Origin of the sequence: Micromonospora okii (assembly GCF_020884795.1) — a bacterium.
Taxonomy (GTDB): domain Bacteria; phylum Actinomycetota; class Actinomycetes; order Mycobacteriales; family Micromonosporaceae; genus Micromonospora; species Micromonospora okii.
Genome location: NZ_BBZF01000013.1, coordinates 213929 through 227226, shown reverse-complemented (window position 1 = coordinate 227226; position 13298 = coordinate 213929). Strand labels below are relative to the sequence as shown.

General features: G+C 71.6%; 12 protein-coding genes and 1 tRNA gene. 2 read left to right on the top strand and 11 right to left on the bottom strand.

The genetic code is table 11. The annotated features are described in order from the left end of the window. Positions 1 to 2: 2 nt before the first annotated feature. From LPU43_RS04095 to LPU43_RS04080, 4 genes are read right to left on the bottom strand one after another with little or no spacing between them, the layout of a single operon-like run. Positions 3 to 1214, bottom strand: coding sequence for an MFS transporter (locus LPU43_RS04095; RefSeq protein WP_255684271.1), 1212 nt, complete (start codon positions 1212 to 1214; stop codon positions 3 to 5). Between the two features lie 7 nt (positions 1215 to 1221). After that, positions 1222 to 1734, bottom strand: coding sequence for an aromatic-ring-hydroxylating dioxygenase subunit beta (locus LPU43_RS04090; RefSeq protein WP_229398860.1), 513 nt, complete (start codon positions 1732 to 1734; stop codon positions 1222 to 1224). Further along, complete coding sequence (locus LPU43_RS04085) at positions 1731 to 3050, bottom strand: aromatic ring-hydroxylating oxygenase subunit alpha (protein WP_229398859.1); 1320 nt, start codon at positions 3048 to 3050, stop codon at positions 1731 to 1733. The genes LPU43_RS04090 and LPU43_RS04085 overlap by 4 nt, the downstream gene beginning before the upstream one ends. After that, complete coding sequence (locus tag LPU43_RS04080) at positions 3047 to 4213, bottom strand: glycosyltransferase (protein WP_229398858.1); 1167 nt, start codon at positions 4211 to 4213, stop codon at positions 3047 to 3049. The genes LPU43_RS04085 and LPU43_RS04080 overlap by 4 nt, the downstream gene beginning before the upstream one ends. Before the next feature lie 321 nt (positions 4214 to 4534). Here LPU43_RS04080 and LPU43_RS04075 point away from each other — a divergent pair, with 321 nt between their 5' ends. Beyond that, positions 4535 to 5623 carry an L-dopachrome tautomerase-related protein gene (locus LPU43_RS04075; protein WP_229398857.1) on the top strand — a complete coding sequence of 363 codons (1089 nt, stop codon included), beginning with the start codon at positions 4535 to 4537 and terminating at the stop codon, positions 5621 to 5623. Between the two features lie 12 nt (positions 5624 to 5635). On the opposite strand, the gene LPU43_RS04070 is transcribed toward LPU43_RS04075, so the two are convergent. The 4 genes from LPU43_RS04070 to LPU43_RS04055 all read right to left on the bottom strand — a co-directional run bounded on the left by LPU43_RS04070 (position 5636) and on the right by LPU43_RS04055 (position 10380). Next, a complete protein-coding gene (locus LPU43_RS04070) occupies positions 5636 to 5980 on the bottom strand; it encodes a hypothetical protein (RefSeq protein WP_229398856.1) in 345 nt (114 codons plus the stop codon). Further along, positions 5977 to 7770 (bottom strand): thiamine pyrophosphate-requiring protein, encoded by a 1794-nt coding sequence (locus tag LPU43_RS04065; protein WP_229398855.1) that lies wholly within the window; start codon positions 7768 to 7770, stop codon positions 5977 to 5979. The genes LPU43_RS04070 and LPU43_RS04065 overlap by 4 nt, the downstream gene beginning before the upstream one ends. A 190-nt stretch (positions 7771 to 7960) precedes the next feature. Next, complete coding sequence (locus LPU43_RS04060; protein WP_229398854.1) at positions 7961 to 8977, bottom strand: acetamidase/formamidase family protein; 1017 nt, start codon at positions 8975 to 8977, stop codon at positions 7961 to 7963. Next, positions 8974 to 10380, bottom strand: a complete 1407-nt coding sequence (locus tag LPU43_RS04055; RefSeq protein ID WP_229398853.1) for an APC family permease — start codon at positions 10378 to 10380, stop codon at positions 8974 to 8976. Before LPU43_RS04055 ends, LPU43_RS04060 begins: the two co-directional genes overlap by 4 nt. Before the next feature lie 338 nt (positions 10381 to 10718). Here LPU43_RS04055 and LPU43_RS04050 point away from each other — a divergent pair. Continuing rightward, positions 10719 to 10790: transfer RNA gene (locus LPU43_RS04050), tRNA-Lys, on the top strand. Positions 10791 to 10997: 207 nt separating this feature from the next. Here LPU43_RS04050 and LPU43_RS04045 read toward each other — a convergent pair. The 3 genes from LPU43_RS04045 to LPU43_RS04035 all read right to left on the bottom strand — a co-directional run bounded on the left by LPU43_RS04045 (position 10998) and on the right by LPU43_RS04035 (position 13229). Continuing rightward, entirely contained in the window at positions 10998 to 11891 is an 894-nt protein-coding gene (locus LPU43_RS04045; protein WP_229398852.1) for an IS982 family transposase, read from the bottom strand. A gap of 415 nt (positions 11892 to 12306) precedes the next feature. Further along, on the bottom strand, positions 12307 to 12639 hold the full coding sequence (locus LPU43_RS04040) for a hypothetical protein (RefSeq protein WP_229398851.1): 333 nt from the start codon (positions 12637 to 12639) through the stop codon (positions 12307 to 12309). Between the two features lie 260 nt (positions 12640 to 12899). Further along, the gene (locus tag LPU43_RS04035) at positions 12900 to 13229 is read right to left on the bottom strand and encodes a hypothetical protein (protein WP_229398850.1); all 330 of its coding nucleotides are present in this window, start codon (positions 13227 to 13229) and stop codon (positions 12900 to 12902) included. Positions 13230 to 13298: the final 69 nt, after the last annotated feature.

Below are 13298 nucleotides of genomic sequence, written 5' to 3'. Positions count from 1 at the left end.
GATCAACTCCTTCGGGTTGGCCGAGCGGTTGTCAACGTCCACGACGCCACGTAGGCGACGGCCAGCAGCGCGGCGCCGCTGCCGAAGGCGGCCGGAACACCCACCCGCTCGGCGATGAGCCCCACCACGACCGGCCCGACCACGGCGCCGACATCGGTACACATCGAGAAGACGGCGACGCCGCTGCCGGCCCGCCCGGCGACGACGTCACCGACCAGCGCGGCCGGCGCGGCGTTGAGCAGCGCTGATCCCGCCGCGTACACGCAGAGCAGGACGACGAGCCAGGCGTAGGTGCCCACGAACACCAGGGCGGTGACCGCCGCCGCAGCCACACCGGTGCCGGCGATCATGGCGGGCCGGCGGCCGGCCCGGTCGACGACCCGGCCGGCCGGCATGATCAGCAGCGCCTGGACGACGGCGGAGACCGTGAACGCCCACCCGACCCACGTCACGTCGTGTCGCCACGCCACGACCACCGTGGGGACCAGCGCGCTGCGCAGCCCGAACAGGACCCATCCCTGCGCCAACGCCGCGAGGCAGGCCACCAGGTAGCGCCGGTCCCGCAGCAGGACCGGCAGCCGGGCCACGTCGCGGCCGGGCCCCGCGCCGGCGGTTCGGCCGGGGCGGAGCACCGCCAGCGTCAGCACCGCGGCGGCGAGCAACAGCACGGCGTACGCCACGAACGGCGCGGGCAGGGCGACGAGAGCGAGGAGCCCGCCCAGGGCCGGTCCGCAGATCCCGCCGAGCAGGAAGCCCGCTTCGAACACGGCGCTGGCCCGGCCCCGCTGGCCGGCCGGCGCGATCGCCAGGAGTGTCGCCAGCGCGGACACCGAGAACAGCACCGAGCCGATGCCGCCGAGGCTGCGGAAGACGAGCAACTGCCCGTAGGACCCGGCGAACGCCGTCAGGGCCGAGGAGACCGCGCACAGCAGCAGGCCGGCGACCAGGACCCGCCGCTCCCCGAAGCGAACTCCGAGCCGGCCGCAGAACGGGCTGGCCGCCAGCCGCATCAACGCGAACAGGGCGACGAGCACTCCGATCCGGGTGGGCCCGGCCCCGAACGTCGCCGCGTACACCGGGAGCACCGGGAGCACCAGTCCGAGGCCCAGCATGACGCAGCCGCCGACGACACTGAGGACGTGGACCTCGCGGGGGAGGCCCGGCCGGGGGGCGGTGGCAACGGGTGGGGCGCTGCCGGTGCCGGCCGCCGTCACTGCCCGGTCACAGGATGATGCTGAGCTTTCCGTGCTCGTACAACGTCTCGTGGTCGAGCACCACGACCCGCCTCCGAACCCGGAACGACTCACCGTCGACGACCAGCTCCAACCGGCACTTCCCGACGTACGCGTCGGAGCGCCCGTGCCCGAACCGGTGCACGACGACGTTCGCCGCCACGTCGAGGTGCGTGCCCCGGTCGGTCAGGATCTCCACGTTGCTGACCATCCGGTTCGTCCGCGACCGGGGGTTCTCGCACCACACCTCGCCGTTGAGGAGTTGTTCGATCCGCTGGCGCAGCCGGGCGGCGTCGTCGTCGACGAGCCCGAGCGCGTCGGCCGTCCCGCCCCGGACGTCGGTGGCCGGCACCGAGTAGCGGATGTCCTCGGTCAGCATCTCGTCGTACCACTCGCGCAGCCGCCACTCGTCGAGCAGCCGCGCCTCGCGGAAGAGGAACTGGTTCACCCGGTGCCACAACCGCACCCGGGCCGCCTCGTCGATCGCCAGCTCGGTGGTCATCGCGGCTCCGCCCCCTGCGTCCCGGCCCGGTGGGCGGCCTCGACGTGGCCGTCGTCGTCGTGCATCAGCCGGTCCCACTGCCGCCAGAACTCGCGGGCGGGAAGCTCGTCGGTCGTCTCCGGGACCTCCTTGTCCATCCCGCGCGACAGGTCCGAGTAGCGGACCGTGCGGTTGAGATAGCCCCGCTGGCACGACTCGATGATCTCGATGTCGTCGGGGGTGGCGAAGCCGGCGGGGCCGAGGAAGGTCAGGTAGTGACTCTTGCGGAGTTCCCGGATGTCCGGGTCCTCGTCCCTGGGGGCCAGGGCGACCGAGGTGATGGCCATCTGGCCGGCGCCGATCGGGTCGATCTTGCGGATCGTGATCGCGATCGCGTCGATGATCATCAGGTTGGGGAAGATCAGCAGCGCGCGGTTGGTGCCGGTGATCCGCTGGGCGCGTTCGGTGCCGAACCGGTCGACGAACCGCGCGGCCGTCGCCTCGATCCGTGGCCGGACCCCGGCGCCGAACATCGGCGTCCAGTAGGCGAGCGGGCGGGCCGCCGCCGGTGGCAGCTCGTTGGCCCCGTGCCCCAGCCCGAGGGCCCGGCCGAAGCCGCCTCGTCGCCGTGGCGGCACCGACCCCAGCGACTCCATGTAGCCGACGTACCGCTTGTGCAGGGCCCGGAAGTGGTAGATGTCGACGCTGTTCTCCATCATGAGCTTCCAGTTGGCCCGGGCCCCGTGGAGCTGCGCGCCCTGGATCACCTCCATCCCGACCTCGGACTGGTCGTCGACGAGGTCGAGGTACTCCGTCGCGCCCGCCAGGTACTCGGTCAGGGTGCGCGGCTGCTCCGGGTCGAAGGTGACGAAGACGAAACCCCGGTAGCCGTCGCTGCGGTGCCGCGCCAGGCCGAAGTCGGCCTTCCGGAAGCCCGGCCCGTACCCGTCCGGGATCGGCACCCCGACCAGGTCGCCCCGGTTGGAGAACGTCCAGTCGTGGTACGGGCACCGGAACGATCTGGCCTGCCCGGCCGGCTGCGAGCAGATCAGGGCTCCCCGGTGGGGGCAACTGTTCGCGAAGACCCGGATCACCCCGTCGGACCCGCGCGCCATGACCACCGGACGCCCGCCGACGTCGCGTGCCACGTAGGAGCCCGGCCGGGGAACCTCCGACTCGTGCCCGACGTACAACCAGCAGCGGTCGAAGATCCTGGTCGTCTCCTGCGCGGCCAGGTCGTCGTCGGTGTAGGCGCGGCGGTCCACCCGGAACGAGAGGCGCTCGAGGTCGTCGATCACGATCGGGTCGTCCACCGGCCGTTGCAGTTCGATCGTCACCGCTCCCCCTCTCGCGCCAGCGCCTCGATCGCGCCGACGACCAGCTCGGCCGTGCGCCCGGCGGAATCGCCGCACTCCGGCTGCGCGGCGCGCAGCCGGGCCCGGTAGTCCCGGGCGGGATCGAGCAGATCGGTGACGGCGGCGGCGACCGCCTGCCCGGTGACGCGGGCCGGCTCCAGCGCCGTCCCGAAGCCCGCCCTGCCCACGAAGTACGCCTGGACGGGCTGGTCCACCGCCAGCGGGATCACCAGCATCGGTGTCGCCGCCCGGATCGACTCCGCCACGGAGTTGTAGCCGCCGTGGGTGATGAAGACGTCGGCGCGCTCGAGCACCTCACGTTGCGGCAGGTACGGGGCGGTGAGCACCTCGTCGGGCAGCGCGAGTTCCTCGGCGAGGTCTCCCACCGCGGCGATCACCTGCGCACCGGTCGCCGCCGCCCCGATGATCACCGTGCGCAGCAGGTCCGGCCGCCGGTAGAAGATCGTGCCGAAGGAGACGTACACCAGTGGGCGGTCGGGGTCGATCCGGTCCAGGGCCGGGAAGGCGACCTCGTCGCCGCGGGGCCCCGCCGCACCCGGCAGCCCGACGAGCCGCACACCGTCGTCGGTGACCGCGTCGTCCCCGACGAGAGCGGGAATCGTCGGCATGACATTGAGAATCGGCGAACGCGCCGAATGGGTCCGGGTGGACCACGACACCCCGTTCCTGGTCAGATAGTCGCCGACCTGTTCGTCGTACGGCCAGCGGCCTCGTCGGTGCTCGCGCGGGCAGACGCCACCCAGGTTGGCCCAGATCATCCCGTACGGCAGGCCGGACGCCCGTGCGCCGACCATGGCCGCCGCCGTGACCGGCAGCGAGTCGACGAGCACGAAGTCCGGCGCCGTCGCACGGAGCGCGGCTGCCGTCTGGTCCGCCACCGGCGACGACTGGAGCATCGGGCCGATCTTCGCCGGGTCGCCGCTCCACGGCGCCATCTCGACCTGCCCGATCGCGTGGACCTGCGCCTTGCCCAGGGCCTGACGACGCTGCTCGTCGAGCGCGCCACCGTCGGCGGACAACAGCAGCAGGTCGACCTCACTGCCGGCGGCCTGGAGCGCGTTGACCACCGGAACGTAGGGGTTCAGGTGCCCGTGCTGGGTCGTGGTGAGGAGGGCGACGCGCATCAGATCTCCGATCCGTCGAAAGAATGCGAAGAAAGCATCGATCAACGCCAATGAAAACAAACTCGGAAATTCGGGCCCGTCACCGGTCCGAGAGGGTTTCGCAAAGCCTGACTGGAGATTTGATCGATGTCAATGCCTTGAAACTTTCAGCGCACTCGGCCCCGCCTTCCTCCGGCCGGTCGGGTGTCATCGGCGGACGGAGGGGTAGGACGTGTGGATGATGCCGACCAGCAGAACCCTCGTCGCCACCGACCTCGTTCCGCACCCGGCCTGCGGCGCGGTCACCGCCGTCGCCCCGAGGGCGTCGCGGTGACGGGCCCGGTGGGTGACGAGCCCGTCGGGGAGCTGGAGGTGGTGCACACCTTCACCGGGCCGATGCCGACCGGCGTGAGCGTGTCCCACACGGGCCGGATCTTCGTCAACTTCCCGAAGTGGGGCGACGAGGTGCCGGCCACGGTGGTCGAGCTGCGCGACGGCGTCGAGGTGCCGTTCCCGGACCGGGAGTGGAACAGCCCGTCGGGCGACGACGACGCGCGGGCGTTCGTGTCGGTGCAGAGCATCGTGGTCGACCCGGCCGACCGCCTGTGGGTGCTCGACACCGGCAGCCCGATGTTCCAACCGACCCGCCCGGGCGGGCCGAAGCTGGTCCGGGTGGACCTGGACACCGACACCGTCGCCCAGGTGATCACCTTCCCGGCCGACGTGGCGCTGCCCAGCACCTACCTCAACGACGTCCGCTTCGACCTGCGCCGCGGCGAAGCCGGCACCGCCTACATCACCGACTCCTCCGACTCCGGCCCGAACGGCATCGTCGTGGTCGACCTGGCCTCGGGCGCGTCGTGGCGGCGGTTGCACGAGCACCCGTCGACGAAGGCGGAGCCGCTGGAGACGTTCCGGCCGGTGGTCGAGGGCCGGCCGTTCCTCGAACGCCCCGCCGACGGCGGCCCGAAGCCGGTGCGCATGGGGTGTGACGGCATCGCCATCGCCGCCGACGGCTCCCGCCTCCACTACTGCCCGTTGGCGTCGCGCCGCTGGTACAGCGTCGCCACCGACGCCCTCGCCGACCGCGCGCTCGGCGACGACGAGGTGGCCGCGACGGTGCGCGACGAGGGCGACAAGGGCGGCGGCGCCGACGGCCTGGAGACCGACGACGCCGGCCGGCTCTACCTCACCTCCTACGAGCACGACGCCGTGCTGCGCCGCCGCACCGACGGCGAGTACGAGACCGTGGTCCACGACCCCCGGCTGCTGTGGCCGGACACCATGTCGGTGGCGGCCGACGGGCACCTGTACGTGACCGCCAACCAGTTGCACCGCCAGTCGAAGTACCAGGGCGGGCAGGATCTGCGGCGCAAGCCGTACGCCCTGTTCCGCACCCGGATCGACGCGGGCCCGGTGCTGCTGCGCTGACCCCGCCGCCGGTCAGTCGGCGACGACGAGCGCCTGGGGCGCGGCGGCCTTCATGCGCGTCCGCAGCCACTTGAGCTGGATCGCCGTCTCCCCCTCGCAGCGCCGCACGACCGCGAGCAGGTCCTCGTCGCGGACGCCGTAGGCGGCCTGGCCGACGACGGTCCAGGCGATGTCGCACTCGGCGGCCATCAGGTAGAGGTCCTGAAGGTCCCGCAGGAGGCCGATGCCTCCGGTGCGGGCGCCCGAGAAGAGCTGGGAGTGCAGCCGGTCGGGTTCGGCCGGGGCGTCCTCGGAGTAGCGGGCGGCGAACGGCCGTAGCTGCTCGGCGTGCGCGTCGCAGCGTTTCGCCGCCGTCACCGGGGGTCGTCGAAGCCCTCGGTGGCCCGCTCCCGGCGCAGGTGCGCCAGCGCCCGCCGGCCCAGCTCGGTCTCCTCCGCGCCGAGCGCGGCGTACATCGTGGCGACCTTCTCGTACGGCTGGGCGGGCGGCAGCAGCGGAACCGCCGGGTCGACGATCGCCTCGATCAGCATCGGCCGGTCCGCCGACAACGCCTCCTCCCACGCGCCGTCGACCTCGGCCGGCGTGGTGACCCGCACGCCGCGCAGGCCCAGCAGCTCGGCCCAGCGGGCGTACGGGGCGTCGGGCAGCCGCTGGGAGTCGACGAACCGGGGATCCCCCTCCATCTCCCGCTGCTCCCAGCTCACCTCCGCGAGGTCGCGGTTGTGCAGCACGAGCACCACGAACCGTGGGTCGGCCCAGTCCCGCCACCGGTGCGCGACGGTGAGCAGCTCGGCCAGCCCGCTCATCTGCATCGCCCCGTCCCCGGCGAGGGCCACGACCGGGCGGTGCGGGGCGGCGAGCTTCGCGGCCAGGCCGTACGGCATCGCCGAACCCATCGAGGCCAGGGTGCTCGACAGGTGCGCGTCGACGCCGACGGGCAGCCGCAGGTGCCGCGCGTACCAGTAGGTCACCGATCCGACGTCCACGGAGACCTGCGCGTCGCCGGGCAGGTGATCGGTGAGGGCGTGCACCACGTACTGCGGGTTGAGCGGCTCGGCCTCGGCGGTGGCCCGCCGCCGGGCGATGTCCCGCCAGCGGGTCACCTCGCCCTCGACGCGCTGCCGCCAGCTCCGGTCCGAACGGGCCCCGAGCAGCGGCAGCAGGGCCCGGATGGTCGCGGCGGCGTCGCCGAGCAGCGGAACCTCCACCGGATAGCGGGTGCCCAGGCGTCGGCCGTCGATGTCGATCTGCACCGCCCGGGCCTGCCCCGGCGCGGGATAGAACTCCGACCAGGGATCGTTGCTGCCGACGATGAGCAGCGTGTCGCACTCGTCCATCAGCGCGCTGCTGGCGGTGCTGCCCAGGTGGCCCATCACCCCCGTGTGGAAGGGCAGGGCCTCGTCCAGCACCGGCTTGCCCAGCAGCGAGGCCGTCACCCCCGCGCCCAGCGCCTCGGCGATGTCGACCACCTCGCCGGCGGCGGCGCGGGCCCCCTGCCCCACCAGGATCGCCACCCGCTGCCCCGCGTCGAGCAGGTCCGCGGCGGCCCGCAGGTCGTCGGCGGAGGGCCGCAGCTCGGGCACCGGCAGCCCCGGGTTGGTCACCATGACCCCGTGCTTCCGCTCGCCCAGGTCGGGGGCCGGGGCGGTCTGCACGTCGTGCGGCAGGATCACGCAGGTGGGGCTGCGGGTCGCCAGCGCCGTGCGGATGGCCCGGTCGAGCAGCATCGGCAGTTGCTCGGGCGTGTACGCGGTCTGCACGAACTGCGCGCAGACGTCCCCGTAGAGGCGCACCAGGTCGATCTCCTGCTGGTAGCCGCTGCCCAGCACCGACGTCATCTGCTGGCCGACGAGGGCGAGCACGGGCTGGGAGTCCAGCCGGGCGTCGTAGAGCCCGTTGAGCAGGTGCACCGCCCCCGGCCCCTGGGTGGCCAGGCAGACCCCGAGCCTGCCGGTGTACTTGGCGTGACCGCAGGCCATGAACGCGGCCGTCTCCTCGTGCCGGGCCTGCACGAACTCCGGCCGACCGGCGCGGCGCAACGCGCCCATGACTCCGTCGATGCCGTCACCCGAGTAGCCGAAGACGCGCTCGACACCCCAGTCCGCCAGTCGGCCCACCACCAGGTCCGACACCGTCGCGTCCGCCATCGCCGCCCCCTCGCCCGCACCCGCCCTTACAGCATGGGGCCGTACCCCGATCAGGCAGGCCGAACCCGAAGATCGCAACGAACAACTCGCCGCGTGGCGGCGGAACGGGAGGCGTGGACGCCGTCAGGCGTCAGACGTCGCGGCGTCACGGCCTTGCGGCGGCAGCGTCACAGCGTCAGGCGTGGCGGTGTCAGGCGTCAGGCGTCGCGGCGAGTTGCCGGAGCCGGCGGTGGGCGTCGCCGTACACCTCGCCGAGCCGGGGCAGCAGGGCCTTGTCGACGGCGGCGAGGACGGTGTAGTTGGGGTCGCACACGTTGCCGATCGGCGCCCGCCCGGCCTGGGAGACGAGCTGGTAGGCGTCGAGCGCGTCCAGGCCGGTCAGCTCCTGGGTCCAGCCGACGAGGTCGTGGTGGGCGATGCGGTAGGCGTCCTCCAGGGGGCGGGCGCAGCCGATCGACATGACCGCCGCGTCGGTCTCCAGCCTCGGCCACGCCGTCGACACACCCTTGATCAGCTCGACGGCGAACGTGGTGACGGTGGCGATCTCCACACCGACGCCGCACGCCTCGCCCTCGCCCTGCCGGGCGTGGCCGTCGCCCAGCGCCAGCAGCGCCCCGGGCTGGTTGACCCCGAGGTAGAGGGTGGTGCCGGGGCGCAGTTCCGGGGTGTCGAGGTTGCCGCCGTGGGTGTCGGGCACGAGCGTGGAACGCGCCTCGAACCCGGGCGGGGCGACCCCGATCGTGCCGATCATCGGGTCCAGGGGCAGGTCCACCGTGTGGTCGCTGGCGGTGGCGTGGAACCGCACCGTGCCCGCCTGCCGGTCGATCCCGTACACCCACACCCGCTCGGGCAGGGGCGGCTGGAGCGTCGCCGTGTGCGTGGTGGAGGTCAGCGCCCCGAAGTGCGGGAACGTCGACGACACACCCCAGTCCCGGGCGGGCGTGATGTCGAGGATGTGGACGGCGAGGGTGTCCCCGGGCTCGGCGTCGGCGACGAAGAACGGCCCCGACACCGGGTTCAGGAACGGCATCCGGCACACCCGCGACGGCAGGTCCTCCGGGCCGCGCACCAGGCCGCCGAAGCAGTCCTCGGTGAACACCTCCACGACGTCGCCCGAGCGCAGGTGCGCCACCGGCGGTCGGCCCCCGAAGACGTAGGCGAACTCGTCGCCCCCCGGACGGTAGGTGATCTTCTCCATGCCGGTCACACCTCCTGCTTCGCGTGCTGGGCGGGCTCGGCCGGCGTCAGGCCGGACAACACCGGCCGCCGGCCGGCGGCGTAGAGACCGGCCAGGACCAGGACACCGACGGCCAGCCACACTACCCCCAGGCGCTGCGCGGCGATGTCCGCGTGGACCACCACCCAGGCGAGGATCGCGAACCCGACGGCGGGCATGACCAGGTGCCCCCACCAGTTACGGCTGCGCCGGCGGATGACGTGGTGCACGACCACCGTGACGTGCAGGACGAGGAACGCCACCATCGCCCCGAAGTTGATCATCGACGACAGCAGGCTGATCCCGTCCGAACGGGCGGCCATCGCCCATCCCAGGGCCAGGGACACGGCGGCGATGAGCAGGATGGCGTTGACCGGCACGCTCCGCCGCGACGACACCCTCGCCAGGAACGCCGGCAGTTGCCGGTCGCGGGCCATCGCGTACAGCAGGCGACTGGTGGCCACCTGCGCCACCATCGAGTTCGGCAACCCCCACGCGATGGCCGTCGCCACCGCGCACGTCGTCGCCAGCCACCCGCCGCCCGCCACCGCCGCGGCGTCGTAGAACGCCACGCCCTCCGGGTCCCCGCTCCGCAGGAGGGCGTCCGGGTCGGGCACGAGCATCGCCGCCAACCACGTCTGCGCGATGAACAACACCCCGGCCACCACCAGTACGGCGACCATCGCCCGGCCCACCTGCCGCGCCCCGTCCCGCGTCTCCTCGGCGAGCATGCTGATGCCGTCGAAGCCGAGGAACGACAGCACCGCCACCGACACCGCCCCCGCCACCACCGACCAGCCGAACGTGTCCGGGTTGTAGAACGCCTCCCAGCTCAGCCGCCCCTTCCCGGACGCCAACGCCCCCACGGCGACGACCAGGAACACCCCCAGCACCAGCAGCTCGCCGACGAGCATGACCCGGGTGACCAGCGCCGTCACCCGGATGCCCAGCGCGTTCACCACCGTGTTGACCGCGACGAAACCCAGCAGCCACAGCCACACCGGCACCTGCGGCACCGAGGCGTGCATCGCCACCGACGCCACCAGGTACAGCAACCCCGGCACGAGCACGTAGTCCAGCAGGATCACCCAGCCGGCCAGGAACCCCACCGGCGGGCTGATGCCACGCCCGGCGTAGTTGTAGACGCTGCCCGACATCGGAAACGCCCGCACCATCTGCGCGTACGACCACGCCGTGAACACCAACGCGACCACGCCGACCGCGTACGCCAGCGCCACCATCCCACCCGACCCCGCGTACACGCTGCCGAAGATCGCCATCGGGGCGATCGGCGCCATGTACACCAGCCCGTACGCCGTCAGGTCCCGGAACCGCAACCGACGGCTCAACTCCTGCCGGTAGCCGTAACCGGCCAACTCGTCCTGCTCGTGCATCAGCGAGCCTCTCTGGATAGGTCGACTACACGTGCCTCGGTTGGTGTGGCGGTCAGCCTGTGTGCGTCGCCGTCGGCACCTGCCACGGGAGGGGTGCGGGAGGGCGTACCGGGAAGGGGCCCGCGAGCAGGCGCGCCGCGTCGTACCGAGGGTCCCGCATGCGGCGCAGAAAATCGACCCCGGTTGATGGATCATTGGCCTGCCGTTGCCCCACTAGCGGCGGAGAGTGCCTGCGTGGACGGCTTCCGTCGCGGCGAGGGTGATCGCTGACGCGAAGATCCAGAGGCGCGACGAGCGACGCACCGCGAGCCCTGCTCGTCGGGTAGCCTGTGCCCCTAGGGCCGTTAGCTCAATGGCAGAGCTGAGGACTTTTAATCCTTAGGTTCTGGGTTCGAGTCCCAGGCGGCCCACCCCAACCGCCCTGACCTGCGAAAACGTCAGACGAAGATCATCGGGCACAGCCAGGGCACAACTTAACCCTGATCTTGGTGGTTGCCCGTGTGTGTGCCCGCCGGATGTCTTCTTGCCGGCGGGCACTTTGGGGTCGGGGCTTTCGTTGGGATGGTGCCGGGCCGTCGCGGGGGCGGGTGTCCTAGACGAGTAAGTCCGAAGTCGGTTTAGTGGTCGTAGGCGATCAGGGACCTGGTTACGGGTTGGTCGGTGTTCCGGTTGTGCCAGATCGCGGCGGTCATGGCGAGGAGTCGTTGGGCGACTCGGGCGGTGACTCCTTCGATGCTGCGGCCGCCGTGGAGTTCGAGGTCGAGTTGGCCCTTCAACGTGTCGTTGACCGACTCGATGAGTTGGCGGACCGGTTTGAGTAGGTGCTCGTCGCGGCGTGGGACGCGGTTGCGGTACGACGGTCGCAGCAGCCGCACTCCACGCTCGGCCAGCCACCGGTCCAACTCGGCGGAGACGTACCCCTTGTCCGCCACGATCAGCAGGCCCGGACGGTCAGCGACGAGGTCGGGGTCGTGATCGAGGATGGCGGTCAGGACCTGCCGCTCGTCGAGCTTCGGGGTGGCGAGCGCCCAGGTGACCGGTAGGCCGGACGGGGTGCAGACCAGATGCAGGCGAAGGCCCCAGAAGAACCTGGAGTGTGAGGCGCAGTAGCCGTAGCCGGCCCACCCGGCCAGGTTGGAGCGTTTCACTGTCGGCCTCGACCGGCCGCACTTCACCGGGGTGGAGTCCACCACCCAGGTCGTGTCGGTCCACAGGTCGGTGTCGGCGGCGACCGCCCGGATGGCGCGTTTGAGCAGTGGCACCGCCGCACGCAGGCGCTTGTTGTAGCCGGACTGCCTGGGCAGGTACGGAAACGCCCCGGGCAGATGCCCGGGGACGAACCGCAGCCAGCGCGCCTCGGAACGCACCCCGAGCAGCACCTGCGCCACCGCCAGGGTCAACAGTTCAGCGTCGGACAACTTCGGTGGCCGACCGGTCCTGGGTGGCCGTCCGAGCCAGTCGTCGATCTTCACGTACAGTGCGGTCAGAAGGGTGTTGAGGTCTGTCGTCACAAACGGATCTTCAACACCCTTCGCCTATGCCGCAGCCCCAGGGGCCGTTAGGACTTACTCGTCTAGGGCGGATCAGGCTGTGTCTGCCGACTCTCGACCGGTAATCGGTCACCTTCCCGGTATCCTCGTCGCCCCACGACCCGGACTGAGCCGGATTCGGCAGGATCAAAGACAACGGCCCCCCGATCAGCATTCCTGCTGGTCGGGGGGCCGCAGTCGCACCCGGTGGCGGGTAGAGGACTCGAACCTCTGTAGCTTTCACGGCGGATTTACAGATCAGGCGTCAACGTGGCCTTGAGCGAGGGCGGCTGATCGGACAGCCCATCGGGGTACCCGGCGCTAGCTAATGGCACTTCGGTGAGAGCTTCGCTACCCGGTGGCAGGCCGGTAGCGGCGCGGCAGCGATCGCCCCGCCCTAGCGGGCGGCCTTGTCACGGATGAGCCGCGCGTACTGGAAGACGAACAGTAGGGCGGTGACGAGGCAAGCTACCAGCAGGATCTGTATCGCGATGAACAGCACCGTGTCGCCCGTGGAGCGGGGCGGGAAGATGTCCTTGACGAGCCAGCCCACGCCTATCCCCAGCCCCAGGCAGGCGTGCATCGCGGCCCGCAGGCGCGGGAAGGGCTGTGGGCGGCCGAAGATCCGGGGCGCCGCCGTGCCGCCACGGCTCCTGGCGAGCAGCACGGCGGCGACGGCCAAGTTGCCCGCGGCGGCCACGACGGCCAAGACCAGGTCCACGGATCCCATGGGGCGACACGCTATAGCGAATCCGGGGTGTCGCACTACTAGAACGGACGCCGGAGTATGGCTCCGAGAATGCCGCGCAGGGTTGAGCCGGCAAGCCCCAAGCATAGGGGCGGTGCCCGCGGTGCCCGAGTGGGTGACCCCCTCGTGCCAGCTCCTGTCGATTCCAGGTCAGGTCAAACCCTGCGCCTGGAAAGGGGGTGGGGGCCGTCGTGGTCGGGGTCGTCGTCCAGGAGCCGATTCCGTGTTCGGTCCCGGTCAGGTCAAGAGCGCTGCTGTGGCGGTGTCCGCCGGGCACCGGGCCGCGACACGAGAGCCGAGCCCGACCCCGGCCCATCAGCACGATGCACGCGTTTGAGGCCCGCCAGCCGTACGTAGATCTCTCGCTTGGCGACGGCGTTGCCCGGGCCGTCGAGCTGGTAGCCGGTCACCCACAGCCAGCCGGCGTAGGTGGGCTTCGGGCACACCGAGATCACTCGGAAGACGAAGGCCGGCTGTCCCGCGAACTGCACCGACGCCTCTCGGCTGATCAGCACCTCTTCTTCGGGTGTCGGGGGCCGAAGGTGGGCGAGCGCCCGTGCGTCAGGAGACACGATCTTCCTCCTCGGCGGGGTCACCCTGCCCGGCCGGTTCGGAGGGAGCCCGGCCGGGCAGGGGTTACC